Origin of the sequence: Salinispira pacifica (assembly GCF_000507245.1) — a bacterium.
GTDB classification, from domain to species: Bacteria; Spirochaetota; Spirochaetia; order DSM-27196; family Salinispiraceae; genus Salinispira; species Salinispira pacifica.
The window spans coordinates 1,659,729-1,677,664 of the sequence record NC_023035.1 but is presented as its reverse complement, the minus strand read 5'-3'; the positions used below and the strand labels follow the sequence as shown (position 1 = coordinate 1,677,664).

At 50.2% G+C, this 17,936-nt stretch carries 13 protein-coding genes; 7 read left to right on the top strand and 6 right to left on the bottom strand.

The annotated features are described in order from the left end of the window. Window positions 1-228 precede the first annotated feature (228 nt). A complete protein-coding gene (locus L21SP2_RS07440) occupies window positions 229-1,422 on the top strand; it encodes an MFS transporter (protein ID WP_024267892.1) in 1,194 nt (397 codons plus the stop codon). 80 nt (window positions 1,423-1,502) lie between these two features. On the opposite strand, the gene L21SP2_RS07435 is transcribed toward L21SP2_RS07440, so the two are convergent. Next, a complete protein-coding gene (locus tag L21SP2_RS07435; RefSeq protein WP_024267891.1) occupies window positions 1,503-3,236 on the bottom strand; it encodes a Na/Pi cotransporter family protein in 1,734 nt (577 codons plus the stop codon). 196 nt (window positions 3,237-3,432) lie between these two features. Here L21SP2_RS07435 and L21SP2_RS07430 point away from each other — a divergent pair, with 196 nt between their 5' ends. Continuing rightward, a complete protein-coding gene (locus tag L21SP2_RS07430) occupies window positions 3,433-5,523 on the top strand; it encodes a methyl-accepting chemotaxis protein (RefSeq protein ID WP_169730442.1) in 2,091 nt (696 codons plus the stop codon). On the opposite strand, the gene amt is transcribed toward L21SP2_RS07430, so the two are convergent. From amt to L21SP2_RS07415, 3 genes are read right to left on the bottom strand one after another with little or no spacing between them, the layout of a single operon-like run. Further along, window positions 5,513-8,341: an ammonium transporter gene (amt, locus tag L21SP2_RS07425; RefSeq protein WP_024267889.1), complete on the bottom strand. Its 2,829-nt coding sequence runs from the start codon at window positions 8,339-8,341 to the stop codon at window positions 5,513-5,515. The two genes, L21SP2_RS07430 and amt, sit on opposite strands and share 11 nt — an antisense overlap. Window positions 8,342-8,350: 9 nt before the next feature. Next, on the bottom strand, window positions 8,351-8,794 hold the full coding sequence (locus L21SP2_RS07420) for a chemotaxis protein CheX (RefSeq protein WP_024267888.1): 444 nt from the start codon (window positions 8,792-8,794) through the stop codon (window positions 8,351-8,353). A 49-nt stretch (window positions 8,795-8,843) separates the two neighbouring features. Continuing rightward, window positions 8,844-9,209 carry a response regulator transcription factor gene (locus L21SP2_RS07415; RefSeq protein ID WP_024267887.1) on the bottom strand — a complete coding sequence of 122 codons (366 nt, stop codon included), beginning with the start codon at window positions 9,207-9,209 and terminating at the stop codon, window positions 8,844-8,846. 458 nt (window positions 9,210-9,667) lie between these two features. On the opposite strand from L21SP2_RS07415, the gene L21SP2_RS07410 reads away from it, so the two are divergent. Then, on the top strand, window positions 9,668-9,991 hold the full coding sequence (locus tag L21SP2_RS07410; protein WP_024267886.1) for a BON domain-containing protein: 324 nt from the start codon (window positions 9,668-9,670) through the stop codon (window positions 9,989-9,991). Window positions 9,992-10,019: 28 nt separating this feature from the next. Here L21SP2_RS07410 and L21SP2_RS07405 read toward each other — a convergent pair whose 3' ends face one another. Together L21SP2_RS07405 and L21SP2_RS07400 are read right to left on the bottom strand one after the other, a co-directional pair. After that, a complete protein-coding gene (locus tag L21SP2_RS07405; RefSeq protein ID WP_024267885.1) occupies window positions 10,020-11,060 on the bottom strand; it encodes a S66 family peptidase in 1,041 nt (346 codons plus the stop codon). 53 nt (window positions 11,061-11,113) lie between these two features. After that, window positions 11,114-12,694: an ankyrin repeat domain-containing protein gene (locus L21SP2_RS07400; RefSeq protein WP_024267884.1), complete on the bottom strand. Its 1,581-nt coding sequence runs from the start codon at window positions 12,692-12,694 to the stop codon at window positions 11,114-11,116. Window positions 12,695-12,750: 56 nt separating this feature from the next. Here L21SP2_RS07400 and L21SP2_RS18570 point away from each other — a divergent pair, with 56 nt between their 5' ends. The 4 genes from L21SP2_RS18570 to L21SP2_RS07380 all read left to right on the top strand — a co-directional run bounded on the left by L21SP2_RS18570 (window position 12,751) and on the right by L21SP2_RS07380 (window position 17,894). After that, window positions 12,751-12,999 (top strand): hypothetical protein, encoded by a 249-nt coding sequence (locus L21SP2_RS18570; protein WP_041401325.1) that lies wholly within the window; start codon window positions 12,751-12,753, stop codon window positions 12,997-12,999. A gap of 215 nt (window positions 13,000-13,214) precedes the next feature. Next, a complete protein-coding gene (locus tag L21SP2_RS07390) occupies window positions 13,215-14,189 on the top strand; it encodes a peptidylprolyl isomerase (RefSeq protein WP_024267881.1) in 975 nt (324 codons plus the stop codon). An 83-nt stretch (window positions 14,190-14,272) separates the two neighbouring features. After that, the gene (gene hrpB, locus L21SP2_RS07385) at window positions 14,273-16,837 is read left to right on the top strand and encodes an ATP-dependent helicase HrpB (RefSeq protein ID WP_024267880.1); all 2,565 of its coding nucleotides are present in this window, start codon (window positions 14,273-14,275) and stop codon (window positions 16,835-16,837) included. A 115-nt stretch (window positions 16,838-16,952) separates the two neighbouring features. Beyond that, window positions 16,953-17,894: a cation diffusion facilitator family transporter gene (locus tag L21SP2_RS07380; protein ID WP_024267879.1), complete on the top strand. Its 942-nt coding sequence runs from the start codon at window positions 16,953-16,955 to the stop codon at window positions 17,892-17,894. Window positions 17,895-17,936: the final 42 nt, after the last annotated feature.

Sequence of the window (17,936 nt, the reverse complement as noted above, 5' to 3'; positions counted from 1 at the left end):
TACACATCATCAATGGTAGTATTTTCGGCATCCCGGAACCAATAATGATATCAGCTTTTGCGATAGGTATTTTGTGATAGGAATTTTGTGATTGGTAATCGCCGGGAGAATTTTCATGGGGCAGACGGCTTCCTGCCCGGGCATGCTTTCGTGTATGCTCCGGGGATGCGGGAAAAATCACATCAGTTAGAAAACTCATCAGCACAGGCACCTGTTCAGGTGGGTGCAATGCTTGCAATCGCCGTTCTGGCCAAGTTCTTCGTGGATACCGCCACGCAGTTATTCAACCCATACCTGCTGGTGTACGCATCCGGTGCGGGTCTCACCGGGCTGACCATGGGCCGTCTGGTAAGCGTACGCAACCTGTCCGGGCTCGTTGCACCTATTATCGGGGGACTGGCCGACCGATACGGGTACCGTCGAATTATGCAGGTGAATCTGCTGCTAATCGCATCGGGAATTCTGCTGTTCGCTGCGGCGGGCAATCTCTTTTGGCTTGTACTGGCCATGCTGCTGTGGGGAGCCGGACAGGGAGGCTTTGCTCCAAACGCCCATTCCTACCTGAGCGCACTCCTCCCCTACCATAAACGATCCAGATACCTTGGGATTCTGGAGTATTCATGGGCTCTGGCGGGCATATTCGGCCTGTCGGTAATCGGGGTCCTTATCGAGAAAAGCGGATGGAAGCTGCCCCTCTACATTCTTGCAGGGGGAATGCTGATATCCGCCGTATGCATGTTTGTCCTACCTTCCCGGCACGGCCGGGAGGAGGAAGATGCCGTTCAGACGGCAAAGGCCGGAGAGAATTCAGTCCAGCCGGTGAAACCCAGCCGAATGGAACGCATCCGGGCCTTCTTGCATTTAGGCCCCAATCGCCGGTCAGCCTGGGCTGCAATCGGAGTGAACTTTTTCAATTTTTTCGCTCTGTTTCATCTGATGATATCCCACGGAATTTTTCTGGAAACCGAGTATTCTCTCACCCCCTCCCGGCTTGGACAGGTTGCGCTCATGCTGGGGATTGCCGACTGGGCAGGAAGTATTCTGGTGAGTACAGCCGGAGACAGGATTGGCAAGCGCAGGAGCCTCATGTACGGAACCATGGGAATGAGTCTGGGGTTCATATTGCTTCCGATATTGAATATTTCTCTCATCCCCGCCCTTGCGGGACTGATTATTCCGCGGTTCTTTTTTGAGTTTACCACTGTGAGCAACTTTCCCCTCTTAAGCGAACAGTATCCTGAGGGAAGAGGCCGGGTGCTTGCTCTGGGCGTTGCAGGCGGACTTCTGGGGTCGACTATTGCCGCATCAACAGGTCCGGCAATGTACCTTCGCTTCGGATTATGGGGAATCGGTCCCGTCTCCGCTGCAGCGAACCTGTGTGCCCTTGCACTGCTGATATGGCTTGTGAAGGACGGCGAATAAATACCGGAGAACTATCCTGGAATCTGCCGCCGGGGCTTCACCGGGCGGCGTTTTCCTCACTGGGGTCTACTCACTGCGGCCTACTCTGGGGTACCATACTCTTCAAGACCTCCATGAAGAATTTCATTCAACTGAGTCTTAATGCTTGCCAGGGTGTGAGTGATATCCAGATATACCAGCTCCAGCCGGACATGGGCTCCTGATTTCAATCGTTTTCTGATTCCCTTTTCAATCTTTTTCTGCTGTTTTTCACAGCGCTGGCGGACCTCGGAAAAATGCTCTTGAGACCATTCCTGTTTCCGGTAAATCACCGTGTCAAAAACGAGGTTCATCAGCTCCATTACGGTATGAAAATAGGACCCAAGCTCTTTTTTCTGATCAGATTCAAGGATGATGCTGCGCTTGGCAAGCTTTTTCCATAACCCGATAAGCGAAAGGGCTTCATCACCGATTCGTTCCAGTTCAGCCACCACCCGTATCATTTCATTAAGCTGTTGATGATGATCAATCGAAAGCTCTTTTTCCGACAGATCTGAAAGAAACCTGGAAAGCTCTTCTTCAAGCTCATCAGTCTCATCCTCATCCTGCTGCTGGAGACTCATGTATTCTTTCACATCAGGCTTTCCGTCATCCAGCAATTCCACAAAGCGCAGAGTCATCCGTTTCACAGTTCCACTCAGCTTTTCCAGATAGCGCTTTGCTTCAAATATGAGAGCGTCGCTGACTTCCTGATACCCGTGGGAGAGGAATTTCAGCGAGTCGGCACTTTCTCCGCCTTTGCCCACCATGCGTCCTGCAAGATATACAATCTGGGGAATGAACCACATAAGAATGAGGGTGTTGGTCACGTTAAACAAGCTGTGAAAGAGGGCCAGCTGAAAAAGGGCTGAATCCGCATTTCCGAAGAGGACCGTTCCATCGGGAATAATGGCTGTCACAATCCAGGTGAAACCGTAGAAGGCGGCAAACATCCAGGTAACTCCTGCGAGGTTGAAGATCAAATGTACCCGGGATGCTTTCTTTGCATTGATATTCGCCCCGAGACTGGCAAGATATGCTGTGATGGTGGTGCCGATATTTTCACCAAGTACAATCAGCGCTCCCTGTTCAAAGGTAAGCGCGCCGATGCTCATGAGGGTCAGGGTAATGGTCATGGCAGCAGACGAAGACTGAACCAGAACGGTAAGCAGAGTACCCAGGAGCACAAAAACGGGAAACTTCAGGATATATGTATCCACTTGTATCAGCTGGATAAATCCGCGGATAAATTCCTTCATTTCGTCGGTGGCCATATACTCTTTCAAAAAACCCAGACCGATAAACAGTATGCCGAATCCCACAAGTGCCTCGGCAACCCCTTTGTTTTTAAACCGGTTGCTGATTAACAAGGGCAATCCCACCGCTATTACCGGGAGGGCAAAAGATGCAACACTGATTTTAAAACCTATGGATGAGACAATCCATGCCGTAAGGGTGGTTCCGATATTTGCGCCCATTATCACCCCGGCGGCTCCGGCAAGGCTCAAGAGACCTGCGTTTACAACCGAGACTACCATCACTGTGGTGGCAGAGGAACTTTGCATAATGCTGGTCAGCACCAGACCGGTGGAGATGGCGGAAACCGGTTTACCGGTCATGTTATCCAGAATGTTCTGCATGCGCCGGCCTGCAGCCTTCTGCAGACCGTCACTGAGGATCTTCATCCCAAAAATAAACACCCCCAGTCCGCCGACAATGTTCAGCAACTGGGTGAATCCGTTCCAAATCTGTGTAAAAAGAGGGACGTTTTCCGCCACTAAATTCAACTCATCCATTCAGTTCTCCAAATCCGCCTTTCCCCGGGGCAAAGGCATTTCTATGTGCTGCAATGCACTGCAGTTAACCGTCAACTAAAGGCTTTCTAACCGTTTTTTAACACTATTTCAATACTTCATACTTGATGATATGCAGGTGAAGGAGATCTTTCTGTGTTATTTGCATTTCCCGAACAGCAGTCTCATAATTGTTGGTATGAAGCGCAGTATTTTACAGAAGATTCTGATTCCGACCATTCTTGTAGTGCTGGTTGGTATAGCCGGTGCAGGATTCGGCGGCTATCTATTTACCGCTCAGATTTTCAACAGTCAGATTAAACCTGAGTACATCACGAATATCAGCGGAACTCTCGCGGCTCCAGTGGAAGTCCGCGTTTCCCGCGCCATTGAAAGCAGCAGAAATATCACCGAAAATCCGATGATTCGGGAATGGATCAGCACGGGTGAAGAGGATGCTCAGCTGCAGGATCTTGCCCTGGAACATCTTGATATGCTCACCACCAGTTTCGATTACTTCACCACATTCCTGGTTAGCCGGGACAGCGGTAATTACTGGGCGGACGGAAAGCGGCTTCTCACCGTTGTGGATGAAAACAACCCGGATGACAGCTGGTTTTTCGACATTCTTGAAAGCAGCGAGCAGTACTTGCTGAACCTGGATTACAATGAAAACCTGCAGTCCACCTCGTTGTTTATTAATGTTCCCATCAGGATGAACTCACAGATTATCGGAGTAGGCGGTGTTGGACTGGATGTCTCCGGCCTGGCACAGGAGTTCTCTGAGTACACCAGTGAGAACGGTAACACCGTTATTACCCTGGCGGATTCCCGGGGGAAAATTCTTATTTCAAGCGACAGCGGGCTCACCGGCTCAAATCTCACCGAGCTGATCCCCGCTGAGGCACTTACAAGACTGGAGACGGAAACCTACATTGAAACCGAGGTCGGCAATGAACTGATGCTGGCCAGCACCAACCAGATTCTTGATTCTGATTACTATCTGTTCTCACTGGTTCCGGACCAAAGCGTATCGTTTTTCCTGACAGAGAGCCTGCGGGTCACGGTGTTCGCCACTATACTGGGAATTATCATATCCGGCCTGGTGGTGTGGCTGCTTGTGCGGAATATTATTAAACCTATCAAACAAATTCAGCTCCAGCTGGAAGAAATCGCCTCGGGAGATGCGAATCTCACACGTCAAATACAGATCGAGAGCCGGGATGAAACTGGCGCATTGGCAGGATCTTTCAACACGTTCGTAGGGAAACTCAGACAGATTATTGAGGTGGTCCAGGTGGGAACCCTCAAAATGGAAACAGAGAACCAGGAAATTGTTTCAGGTTCTCAGGAAAGTTCAACATCTGTCACCCAGATTTCCGCGAACATTCATTCGGTACGGGAAACCATGGGGAATTTATCCGGGAATATTACCCGTACTGCAGGGGTTATCAAGGAAATCAGCTCTTCTCTGGAAGGCCTGAGAAACCAGGTTAGCGCACAGGTTTCGGCCATTGAAGAAACCTCAGCATCCGTGGAGCAGATGAACGCACAGGCGGGAAGCATCAATTCCATGGTTGAAGAGCGGGTCGAGCAAAGCAGGGAGCTTACCCAGGTGGTGGGCCGCACCCGAAACGATATCGATTCGGTTAGTCAGCTTATCCACACCCTTTCCCAGCAGACTGATACCATGATTTCAGCCGCTGAGGTGATCAGCAACATAGCTTCACAAACCAATCTTCTGGCCATGAATGCCGCCATTGAAGCCGCCCATGCCGGTGAGCAGGGTCGTGGCTTTGCAGTTGTGGCCGATGAGATCAGAAAGCTCGCCGAAAGCGCTTCCGCAAATTCCAAAACCATTCACGATTCTCTGCAGCAGAGTGTGAGTCAAATTCATCACATATCCGAGGCATTTCAGGGAACAATCGGTGTTTTTGACAAAGTTGATGAGTCAACGAATGCGGTGGTGCAATCCTATGAGGAGATTCGCTCAACCGTCACCGAACTATCCATGGGAATGCAGGAAATCACCAATGCAATTATCTCAATCCGGGACGCCATTGCCGAGGTGAATCAGAGCAGCACCCGAATTGATGATGCAGTGAAAGATTTGAACTCGGTAAATGACCAGAACGGCGAAATATCTTCCACTGTTTCCGACGCCATCCGGGAGATTTCCCAGGGAGGCAGTGAAATCAGCACATCCGTGACCAACCTGAATGACAGCATTGTGAAGCTCTCGGACCAGATATCACGGATTGCTTCAGAGGTGCGGCAGTTTACCGTATAAGCTGCGGTTGCCCGGTTGTTTCACGTCCCGAATCCCTGGTACTGACCGGCAGTCGGATAATAAACTCGCAGAACTCACTTTTCCTGCTTTTCACCCGTAGCCGGCCCCGTATTCCCTTGAGGATTTCCTGTACCCGACTGAGACCGACTCCCCTGCCTCCTGTTTGAGAGCTGTCAGTACTCGTGCTCACACCAGGCGTAAAAAGATAATTCACCAATTCCCGTTGATCCATTGAATCAGCTTTTTTCCGGCTGAGAATTCCGTTTTTCCAGAGGGCTTCACTCAATGCGCTGAAGTCAATCCCACGACCGTCATCCCGGTAACCGATCTGAAGTTCACCATCCTGAAGGGAAGAAAACATATTAATGCTTCCGGTGCCGGGTTTACCCTGATTTCGTCGATCATCTGCACTCTCGAATCCGTGAGCGAAGCTGTTTCTGATGAGCTGGATAAGAATATCCTTCACATGCGTTTCCATATCTTCCGGAATATCCTCTATGTGGAAGTCTGCTGTATTGAGATTCACATCCAGTCCTGAATCACTTGAAAGATGATGAACCAGAGCATACAGCTTCTTGCCCAACCAATGCTCAGTCTGATTGTTCGGGGCAGATTCGTTCAGACGCAGATATCCGGTTTGGAAGTTTTGCAACCGCCGTACCAGTTCTCTGCATTGAACAATGAGCTTTTTCAAGCGGCTGATTCCCACTGCCAATTCAAGGAAATCAGAATTCTTCAGCCTGGCGACCTTTTTCATTTCAGTCATTGCATCTTCAAGACGATGGGCTTCATCGGCAACAATATCAAGCCCTATGGTTTGTGCATCACCTTTGATACTGTGAGTAAGATTGAAAATTTTATGAAGCCGGGTATCCAGCGGTTGATCATTTTTCAATATATCATTGATGCTCAGAAGGTGCTCTTCACTTGAATTGATAAACTCCATCAGGATGTCCGGATCCACATGAATCAGCTTATAAAAGAGTTCCATATTGCTTTCATATTCCTTTCTTGAAGCCTGCATGGCTCTGCTCAGTTCCTCTTCTTCAGTGGTATCGGAGATTACCAGCATTATCCGCTGAGGATCCTGATCATGCTGCCGCAAGTGAATAAATGAAACAGTAAGAAATTTGGAAACTATGCTGCCGTTTCCATTATCAAAGAACGTCTCCACCTTACTCATTGGATTCATTTTCATCAGTGTGGCAATATCGATATGATCCTGGAAAAGCAATTCGAAGAAATCGCTGAATTGCTTCATCACATCTTTCGGCAGAATTTGTGAAAAGATATCTTCAATGTTTCTCCCTTCAAGCCGATAGGTTTTCAATATTTTTTCAGCAGCCAGAGAGTAATACGGAGCAATGCGGCCCTCCCTGTCCACCACCAGAATACCGTCATTGATATTGCTGAGGAACTGAATAAACTCATCCCGTGCCATGGTGCTGTTTTCCAGCTTATCAAGCACAGAATTATACCTATGGGCAATTTGACCAACTTCGGTAAAGGGTTCAACGGGTGCCCGCAGACTCATATCTCCGGTAATGGCCTGGTTTTCAAGAACTCGAAAAAAATCGTGAATTTCTGTTGAAGCCCCATGCTCTGAAATATTCAATCCCGCCTGTTCATGTTCCGCAGGAACTCTCAAAGGCCATATCCTGTTTATGATCCATAAAAGAACAACTGCCGTAACAAAACTCCATGCTGCGGAAGCACCGATACCCAGAGCCTGTACAAGAAGCTGCTCCCAAAAAGGCAATCCCGTTCCCAGAATTTCGGGATCACCGAATAATGCCACCGCAAGTGTACCCCAAATTCCTGCAAACAAATGTACAGGTATTGCACCAACCGCATCATCAATTCGATAAAATTCAAGGAGACGGCTGCTCCCGAACATGATTGCACCTCCAATAAGACCGATAACTACCGCCTGAAGTTCACCGACGGCATGGGCATTTGCAGTGATTGCCACCAAGCCTGCCAAGGCTCCATTGAGCACCAAATTTACATCCGGCCTGCGAAAAAACGGCCACCCCAGAAGCAGGGCTCCAACCATGCCCGCCGACGCCGATAGTGCGGTATTCACCAGGATTGAAGGTACGTTTTCCGTGAGAGCAAGCGTTGACCCGCCGTTAAATCCGAACCAACCGAACCAGAGCAGAATTACTCCAAGCACCACCATGGGTATATTACTTGCTGGAATATTTTGGTCGGCGGATTTTTTTGTAACCATCTCTCCCGGTTCGGAAAATCTTCCTTTTCTGGGTCCTAAAATGAGCAATGCGGCAAGGGCGATCCATCCTCCCACACTGTGCACAACGGTACTCCCGGCAAAATCCACAAATCCCATTGCTTCAAGCCAACCCTGACTGTTTCCCTGCCACAAGCTGCCCCAGCTCCAATGACCAAAAATCGGATAGATCAAAGCAGCCAAGAGAATTGTTGAAATAATATAAGAGGCATACTTCATTCTCTCTGCTACTGCGCCGGAGACGATAGTTGCAGCAGTGGAACAAAACATGGATTGAAAAAGGAAAAACACCCCGGTCCACACGGGATTTTCCTGAATAGAGAGATTCAGAAAATATCCTGTAGATCCTGCAAACCCGTTTTCACTTGCTCCGAACAGCAGGGCAAATCCGAATAACCAGAATGCAAGGAATGAAACACCTAAATCGGTCAGATTCTTGATTGCAACGTTGATGGAATTTTTCGATCGGGTCATACCCGATTCCACCATTGCAAAACCAGCCTGCATAATAAATACCAAGAGAGATGCAAAGAGCACCCATAAAATGTCGATCATTTCAGTTGTCAATGTCTTCCCCTATTCCAATCCAATTGCCAGAAGAGCCTGGTTGCTTCGCCATTCAATAGGAATCATTATTACCGGGTGTGTTAGATGGTGGCGGATACTTTCCATGGAATTTCTCATCACAACCGGCACTGAGATAATATATTCACTCCCGAAAGTTCTGCGCAGGTTGCCGGAAATCGTATTTGTGACCTCCCCGGCAAGATCTCCAAGCTCGTCATCGCCCACTTGATCCCCCAAAATTTCATCCGCCAGATCCCTGAGCATATCAAGGCCCGATGTGAAAAAAATGCCGCCCCGTTTTGACCCTGAAACCGCAATGATGGCAGTATATGAGAGTGTTGCCTCATTGGAGACCCTCACATAGGGCACTCCCATTTGCGCACTTTCACCACTTACCTGCTCAAAATACTCTGTTATTACACGAATAAAGGCTTTCATTTCATTTACATCCATCTTCCCCTCATCTCCTTTACTGAACGCAATCCCATGAAGAAACTGCCTTTCAGGCCGGCACCACCAAGCGTTGAATTTCTCCCAGAAGATCACTGCTCTTAAACGGTTTCTTGATGTATCCTCTGGCACCTAGTTTTAAAGCTCTCAGACCGGTTTCGACATCGTTCAGTGCAGTAATGATAAAAATTATGCAGTCCGGGTTTTCCGCCATCATCCATCGAAGACAACTCAGACCATCCATTTCAGGCATGGTAATATCAAGGGTAACGATATGGGGAGCTCCGCTTCGAAAGCATTCAATAGCCTGTGTGCCATTTCCCGCAGTCGTTACCTTCTGTACTTCAGGGTGTTCGTTGAAAATTCGAGAAATCTTTTTTTGCATGATGGTTGAGTCATCCACCACAAGCACATTCATACCGCCTCCCGTAAACCCGCCGCCCCTCCAGTGAAAAAGCCTTTCAGGCAGGGACGGAATGTATCTAAAATTTCTTATACAAAATCATATGCAATTTGTGTGCCAGTTCCGGGATCTTAGGTGTGAGTGTGAGATATGCATGGTTTTCCAGCATATACGATGGAATATTTAATTTCCTGATATACCTTTAGGCGAGTGTACAAAATTGGGAAACGAATACCTGCAAAAAAGACTAGAGAGATAAACAGAAAAGAACAGTACATTTTTGTATATTTTTTACTTATAAACTACATATGCGTATTTTTAACTAATTGTTACTCCGCATCGGTGGTTTACATCATTCACGTGGACGGTCAAATTACATCCAGTCAGTGCGGACCCTCCCAATTTGATCTTTGCAGGAGGGATGAGTATGTTTAAAGGTGAAAGCAGATTTATTGTATTTTAAGGAGGTCAACATGCACACCCCATTAAACTCAGGATACGAAACAGCTCCTCCGGGAATTTTCGCAGCGTTCTCTGCTACGCGATGGGATGAAATGGAAAAGAAGGACCTGGAAAAATACCTGCAGCAGGCAATTATTGATGATCCTCAGGTATCCCGGGACAGTTCATCCAACATATCCATTGATTTCCGCCCCGATGAGGGCAACGGCGGAGGTATCCACCTCATTGGTAAGGTGAAAGACCAAGCTGAATTACAAAGAGCCGGAGAGATCGTGAAGGTTAACACGCGGGATGAGGTACAGATTCACAACGAGCTGAAGGTTTCGGAAAACTGACAGTCAGGTCTCCGGGTATCCCGGAGCCTTAGTATTCGAAAACCGGATCGGCAATTTTGATGCTTGAATCTGAAGGATTCATGAGCACTTCCCCACCCTGGGGTAATATTACCTGGGGATCAGTGTGACCGAAACTCATATTGCTCACCACATTTAAATCTTTTAAACCGAATTCACCATTGACCACCGAGAGTACGGCGGAATCCAAATCGGCTTTCTCCTTGTCGCTGTAATCCCGGGGCCGGGATATAAGAAGACCGCTGATCCTTTCCAATGCTCCCATGGCGCCGTAGTTCCGTAGAGAATACCGTACATAGTCGACTGGAGGTTTTTCCTCACTGGTTTCCAGGAAAAGAACTCTGCCGTTCCAGAATTCTTTCGCCGGCCAGTAATCCGTGCCCTTATTCATTTCCAGAACTTCTATACAGCCGCCGAAGAGTCTGCCCCTGGAGATTTGAGATCCCTGCAGCCAGCGCCGTCCATTGTCTGTTCCGGATTGAAATATACGGCCTCTGTTTTCCGTCTTTCGCCAATCGGGATAGCCGTTACTGTAGGAAGGAAAATCCGGCAGTTCAAACTCTTCCCACGCATCAAATAGAAAGCGATTAATATAATTCTGATACTCTTCAGAAAATGATTTCAACTGGGAGAACCCCGCCATGATGGATGGACCGTTGAAAGTTATTATCCCCTGCTGATGTATCCAGCTGTGAAGACTTGTAAAATCTGAGTATCCCATCATAAATTTCGGATTATCCCGGATCACATCAAGATCCAGATAGGGAAGAATCCGTATGGAGTCGCTTCCTCCAATGCTGGAAATAATCCCCTGAATCGACGGATCGGCAAAAGCCGCGTTTACATCACGGGCCCTGAGTGCGGGGTTTTCATAGAGCGTTTTCGCATCCATCCGGGCTGTGGGAAACTCAACAGGCTCCAGGCCCAGTTCCTGCAGATTCTTGATTCCCTCATCAAATATGTGGGGAAACAGGGAAGGAAGGCCCGCCGAAGGGGAGATCACCCCTACCCGGTCTCCCTTTTTTAATGCGGCAGGTTTAATATATGACATTTCAGCTCCTGAACCGGCAGATGAAAATCACTCGCCTCTTGCCGTTGTGTTGCTCAATTTTTGGTTGGATCTTCTGATTTCTTTGTCGGATCCTCAGATTCCTCACTGCCCGCAGTTCCGGAGTTTTCCTCATCAGGATCTATGGCTCCAGCCCGTAGCAGGATATCCCGGATTTCTCCCAGCTTGGTATTGTCACCAAGCAGCATAATGGGCGTGAGACCTTCCTCATTTCGTGCATTGGGATCTGCCCCTGCTATGAGCAGCAGTTCCAGCATGTCGGCATCGGCATTGCGCACCGCAGTAAAAATGAGCGGTTCTCCGTCTTCCCCGGCGGCAGACCCGGATATTCCGCGGTTAAACAGCAGCCGGGCAACTTCGATGTTTTCGTTCGCCACTGCATTTTCCAGCACCGGAATCAGCAGGGAGTAGTTATTGGGCAGAACGCCCCCCCGCTGAATGAGGGTTTGGGTCATGGAGTTCAGCCCCTCGGACTGAAGACTGCTGCGGTTTAAAGCCACCAGAAGCGGGGATTTCCCCTCCATGTCGAAAATATTCGGGTTGGCATTGTATTGGATAAGCAATTGGAAAAAATCCCATTTCTCTTCTCTTACACTGATCATCAACGCAGTATCACCGTCGTCATCAATAAGATCCGGGTCGGTCCCCCGTTCCAGAAGGATGCGTCCGGTATCGTCTGTGCCCCTTCTGGCGGCGATGTGCAGCAGACCGGTGCGCTGGGCGCTTTTGCCCGGCCGTCCGTCGCGAACATACCGGGGAAGTGATGCACCGTAGCCCAGCAGCAGCTGAAGATGACGGGAATCCAGCTCTTCCACCGCAATTCGCACGGGAAGTCTGTCCTCGCCGTCCGGTACGGCCGGATCCGCACCCAAAGAGAGAATAGAGTCCATTGTGTTCAGGGAAGATCTGCTGTTTATGGAAGAGTTCATGGCCCGGTGAAGCGGCCGATCTCCATGGCTGTCCTCGGCCGAGAGAATTTCCGGTGAGGAGGCCCGGACATACAGTTCAACCAGCTCATAGGCGCCTGCAGAAGCCGCTGTGTGAACCGGCAGCTCGGATCCGCTGGAAGAACGGGCTGTGACATCCGCACCTTCGGCTATGAGTGTACCGGCAATCCCGGTCAGGCTGTTCTTTCCCAGCATATGCAGCGGATTTCTCCCCTGTGCATCCCGATGGTCGGGATCAAGTCCGAAATCCAGAAGAAACTCCACTGCCTCTGCATGGCCGCCGGCTGCAGCAGGAAAGAGCGGGGTGCGGAGCTCAGAAGTCTCTGTCCGAAGATCGGCTCCGGCTTCCAGAAGGGATCGCCCCATGTCCACCCTGCCGATAGCCATGGTCAGATAAAAGGGAGTGATTCCCCCGGGATCCCTAGGATCGGGTTCCGCGCCGTTTGCCAGAAGAAATTCAAGGCTCTCGCTCTGGCCGTATTCGGCGGCAACATGCAGAAGGGTTCGCCCGTCCCGCTGGGGTTCGTTTACATCGCCGCCCTTGGCCAGGAATTTCTCCAGATCCTCAATATCTCCCCGTCGCACAGCCCTGGCTTCAGGAGTTGCACAGCCGGAGAACAGAACAGCCGCGGCTGCCAGCATTCCGAGAAGCAGCAACAGGGGGGACACAGAGCGCGTCCTTTGTCCCGGGGACCGGGATATTTTTCCCAGATACAGGGGGGAGAATGGCTGTCTTCGTTTTCTCAACGGGTTTGGCAATTGGTTCGGCAACTGGTTTTGCATTTGTTCACTCCTTCCAACACTCCGGCATTCAAATACTCCGGCCGGTGATCCTTCTGGCGTCTTTGGTAATCCGGGGTAATCCGGAAATGAGCCGCATAACGGGAATACCCGACGGAACCGGTCTGCCATTGGGGACGGTACGCCCACAATTTGAGGCTACTATCTACAATCTCATGTATCAGCGGCCTTAGCAAGCCGCAGTATTCTTTAATTCTATCTTATGGAAGAAGACAACGAGGACATGCACTCTACATAGAGAATATCAGGCTTTTCCGGAGGTGGATTGTAACGGTAGCCGAAGAAACTTTTTATTGGTAAAGTAGTCACTTTACCGGTTCTCCATTCCATGGTACATGGAAGGGGGATATTACCCGGACAATTTTACATGTATTAGGACAGGATTTTTATGAAATCAGCACTTCGTTTCACAGCCGCAGCACTTCTGGCGGCAGTCATGATATTCAGCGGATGTTCCACCGGGGATAAAAGCATCAGCATCAGCCAGGATGAGATTGATACCCAGGTTGACCGCACCATCTCGCAGTATGAAGCCCAGGGACAAACTGTCAGCGATGAACAGCGTGCCCAGCTTACAGAAAATGTACGCACCCAATTGATCGAACGGAAGATCCTTTACAAAGCGGCACAGAATGCCGGCACCAGTCTGGAAGAAGGCATCATGGATTCTGAAATGGAACGGGTGCGCTCCCAGTTTCCGGATGAAGATTCGTTCAGCCAGGTTCTGGAACAGCAGGGATACACAGTTGAATCCTTTCAGGCGGAAATGGAAGAGTTCCTTCTCATCCAGCAGTTTCTGGAAGAGGAAGTAACCAGCCAGATCAAGATAAAAGATAAAGAGATGGAGACTTTCTACGAAGAAAATCCCCAGTTCTTTGAGCGTCCCGAATCAATCACCGCCAGCCACATTCTTGTGCAGCTCCCGGAAGATGCCGGCGAGGAAGAACGTCAGGTAGCCCGTGAGAAAATAGATGAGGTTGCAGAAAAAATCGCTTCCGGTGAGGACTTCGCAGCACTGGCGGAGGAGTATTCCGAAGGCCCCAGCGCAGCCAACGGCGGCAGTCTGGGAAGCTTTTCCCGGGGTGATATGGTTCCTCCCTTCGAAGAGGCAGCGTTTGCTCTTGAAGAAGGAGAAGTGAGCGATATCGTTCAGACTCAGTTCGGATACCACATCATCAAGGTAAGCGAAAAGAGCGAAGCGGGAACCGCTCCCTTTGAAGAAGTGAAGGAATCCATCAGCAACTATCTTGCCCAGGAACAGGAACAGGAAGCCATAACTTCATACATTGAAACTCTCAAAGAGGAGTATGAAGTAAACGGACCTGAAACCGAAGCTTCACAGGCTGAAGGCGAAGAATCCTGATTCATTCTCCCTCAGTTATTCACCCTCCTGCAATTCGGGACTCAGATCCTGTAGCGGGGGGGTGAACTCTCTTCTCCCCTCGTATGAAACAACTTCCTTCATATCCGGTTCAACAAATCCGGAATCAGATCATTGAGACTCTCGACCGCACCACCGGAGTGATTATTCAGGCGGCACCGGGTTCGGGAAAATCGACACTGGTTCCCCTGTTCCTGCTGAACAGCCCCTGGCGGAACGGTAAAACCATTTTTCTTCTTCAGCCCAGACGGGCAGCAGCCCGTGCTGTGGCGCTTCGTCTTCGGGACCTTGCCGGATCAGGAGCGGCAATCGGCTGGATCACCCGGGGTGATCAGAGTGTTCCTGACAGCCCGGATATTCTGTTGATGACTGAAGGGATATTTGTACAGAAGATCATCGAAAACCCAGAGCTCCCGGAATGCGCCGCCGTTGTTCTGGATGAATTCCATGAGCGCTCAGTTCAGATAGATATGAGCTATGTCTTTCTCAGGGAAAGCATGGAAGCCCTCAGGCCCGACCTCCGGCTGCTCATTATGTCGGCCACGTTGAATCATGCAGGTCTGGACACCACCTTGTATCCTCTCCTTTCTGCAGAAGGGCGGCAGTTTCCTGTGGATGTTTCTTATTCTCCCTGTCTGCCCGGTAACGATATTGCAGAACATGCCGCTGATGCTGCAATTCAGATGCTCAGTGAGACTGAGGGTGGTATTCTGATATTTCTTCCGGGTGAACGTGAAATCAGAATAGCCGAGTCCCGGCTGAGAAGATCTCCTGCATCCGAACCTGAAGATATCTCTATCCACCCCCTCTATTCCCGTCTGAATCCAAAGGAGCAGCTGAAAGCCCTCGCTCCGCCGGTTCACGGGAAACGGAAGATCGTCATAGCCACCAATATCGCAGAAACCAGTCTCACCATTGAAGGGATCAGTTGTGTAATTGATTCCGGTGAGCAGAGAATGTCTGTGTATGACGATTCCATGGAAATAAACCGGCTGGTTACCAGGCGTATCAGCACCGCCTCGGCAATCCAGCGTGCAGGACGTGCAGGGAGACTTGGACCAGGACGGGCGCTGCGCCTCTGGCAGGAACATGAGCGCCTTGAGGATTTCCATCCGCCCGAGATTCGGGTTACCGAACTCAGCAGTCTTCTGCTCAGCCTTGCCGCCTGGGGTCAAAGCGATCCCGATGAATACCACTGGCCTGAGCCTCCCCCTTCCCGGCTGATTTCTGATGCCCGGGAAAATCTGGAGGCAATCGGAGCTCTGGATGCCAAGGGAAGAATCACCGGTCTCGGCAAAATGATCCACTCCCTGCCCCTGGACCCCCGTCTTGCCGCCATGTGTATCTCGGCGTACTCCAAGGGTGGAACTGCTCTCCTGAAGCGGGCGGCGGTTCTCTCGGGGATTATAGAAGCCGGGGATCCGTTCACCCCGGATGCCAGGCGTATGTACGGGACCGATCTATCCTTCCGCGTGGAAATTCTTGAAAAAATGCTGACAGAATCCGGGAATAATCAGACATATTCCATGGAGGTTCAGCCGGGGATCTTCAATGAGATCCGACGGGAAGTCTCACGAATTCTGAAATCCGCAGCCGGTTTTCTGTCTTCCGGCTCCGCCCTCTCCGGCCCGAAACAACCGGAAAAACCTCCCGGGGGCACAGAGGATATCAGCACAGCCGGTCTCCTGCTGGAAGCGTACCCCCGGCGGCTTGCCCGAAATGCCGGGGACGGAACATACATTTTGGTTACCGGGGGAAGCTATGCCATGAATCCCGGTGAACGGTTGTTTTCACCGGAATGGATTGTTGCCCCTGTGCTGCACCGGAGCACTAAAGGGGGAACCATATTCCTGGCGTCTCATTTACCCCCTCAGGAGATCGATGCTTTGATTCATGAGCGGTCGAGTGTGAAAGATGAACTGTTTCACCGCAATGGCACCCTGTCCGCCCGGCGTCTCCGGAATATTGGAAAGATTCAGCTCGCCTCCACGCCGCTGAATATTAAAAGCATGGACAATCTCAGGGAAGCACTGATTGACCTGGTGAACAGAGAGGGAATGGGGCTTTTCAAATGGTCCCGGAAAGCCAGAGAGCTTCAATCCCGGATCCAGTTTGTGTATGATCGCAATGCAGGCAACGACCTGAGCTCTGAGAAGTGGCCGAATCCTTCGGATGAAAGTCTCAGCCATAGTTCAGCCCGCTGGCTTCCATCCTTTCTGCCGACTCATCCTGATTCCGGTTCTCTTCAACGTATTTCCATGATGTCGGTTCTCACATCGCTGATACCCTGGGACGCAGTCCCGGAATTTGATATCAGGATACCGGAAACATATGAGTTGCCCAGCGGTTCCCCTCGGAAACTGAGATATGAAAATGGAAAGGTGGTTCTAGATGCGAGAATTCAGCAGCTTTTCGGCATGCTTGAAACTCCCAGAATTGCCGGAACAGCCCTGGAAATCGAGCTCCTTTCTCCTGCGGGGAGACCTGTGCAGATCACATCCGACATGGAGAATTTCTGGAAACACACCTACCCAGAGGTCCGAAAAGAACTGAGAGGGAAATATCCCAAACATTTCTGGCCCGAAGATCCCTACAGCGCAGCCGCCACAGACCGTACCCGGCCCCGCTGAGGGTTTCATACCAGGAACCGAAGAACTTACCCCAGGAACACAGCTCAATTTTCTGACAGGTTTTCTCCAAAGCAGCTCTCGCAAAATATTTACTGAACGTATAAAATGGACCAATATGCAGCGGCAACATGAACATAACCAACGGCGGGAATCACAATTACGTACTGCGGGAATTGTGGGAATTGCGGGCAATGCCCTTCTGGCCGGGGCCAAGATCACCGTAGGCTATTTAACCCACAGCCTGGCTGTGATCGGTGACGGGATCGATTCCGCCACAGATATTATTACCAGTGTGATCGGATTGTTCACAGCTTCCATTGCCAACAAGCCCCCTGACCGGGAACACCCCTATGGTCATCAACGGGCGGAGACGATTGCAACCAAACTTCTGTCGTTCACCATCACCTTTGCCGGAATTCAGCTGTTCATCAGTACGGTGAAGCACCTTATCGATGGAGAAACTCTGGAAATTCCCGGAAACGCCGCCCTCTATGTAACCCTGTTCAGCATAGCAGGCAAAATTGCTCTGGCCCTTTATAAAGGAAGGCTGGGCCGCCGCATTAACTCTCCCATGCTGAAAGCCGACGCCCAGAATATGCGCAACGATGTTCTATTAAGCACTACCGTGCTGACGGGTGTGGTGCTGAGTCAGTTGCTCGCCCTGCCGATTCTTGACCGGATTCTGGCTTTGGGCATCAGTGTAATTATTATTAAAAGCGGTGTCGGCATTTTTATGGAGACATCCGAGGAGCTGATGGACGGTCTGGATGATCCCGATGTATACCGGACCCTGTTCAGCGCAGTTCGGGAAATCCCTGGAGTACATCACCCACACAGGGCCAGAATCAGAAAAATCAATTTCCAATTGCTGGTGGATCTGGACATTGAGGTGAAGGCTGATCTCACAGTACAAGAGGGGCATTCAATTGCCAATAAGGTTGAGTCCCGCATAAAAGAACGGGTACCTGAGGTGAGTGATGTGCTGGTTCATGTGGAACCTCTGGGCGTACAGCATGCCCAGGAAAGCTACGGGCTGGATGAGGACGATGTTTGCTGATGCTTATCCGGGCCAGGGACTCTGACCTGGATGATCTGCCAT

What these genes read in the sequence shown, in the direction of transcription:
- L21SP2_RS07440 (WP_024267892.1), top strand. Translation starts at nt 229, where the DNA reads ATGCTTGCAATCGCCGTTCTGGCCAAGTTCTTCGTGGATACCGCCACG.
- L21SP2_RS07435 (WP_024267891.1), bottom strand. Translation starts at nt 3,236, where the DNA reads ATGGATGAGTTGAATTTAGTGGCGGAAAACGTCCCTCTTTTTACACAG.
- L21SP2_RS07430 (WP_169730442.1), top strand. Translation starts at nt 3,433, where the DNA reads ATGAAGCGCAGTATTTTACAGAAGATTCTGATTCCGACCATTCTTGTA.
- L21SP2_RS07420 (WP_024267888.1), bottom strand. Translation starts at nt 8,794, where the DNA reads ATGGATGTAAATGAAATGAAAGCCTTTATTCGTGTAATAACAGAGTAT.
- L21SP2_RS07415 (WP_024267887.1), bottom strand. Translation starts at nt 9,209, where the DNA reads ATGAATGTGCTTGTGGTGGATGACTCAACCATCATGCAAAAAAAGATT.
- L21SP2_RS07410 (WP_024267886.1), top strand. Translation starts at nt 9,668, where the DNA reads ATGCACACCCCATTAAACTCAGGATACGAAACAGCTCCTCCGGGAATT.
- L21SP2_RS07405 (WP_024267885.1), bottom strand. Translation starts at nt 11,060, where the DNA reads ATGTCATATATTAAACCTGCCGCATTAAAAAAGGGAGACCGGGTAGGG.
- L21SP2_RS18570 (WP_041401325.1), top strand. Translation starts at nt 12,751, where the DNA reads ATGGCTGTCTTCGTTTTCTCAACGGGTTTGGCAATTGGTTCGGCAACT.
- L21SP2_RS07390 (WP_024267881.1), top strand. Translation starts at nt 13,215, where the DNA reads ATGAAATCAGCACTTCGTTTCACAGCCGCAGCACTTCTGGCGGCAGTC.
- hrpB (WP_024267880.1), top strand. Translation starts at nt 14,273, where the DNA reads ATGAAACAACTTCCTTCATATCCGGTTCAACAAATCCGGAATCAGATC.
- L21SP2_RS07380 (WP_024267879.1), top strand. Translation starts at nt 16,953, where the DNA reads ATGCAGCGGCAACATGAACATAACCAACGGCGGGAATCACAATTACGT.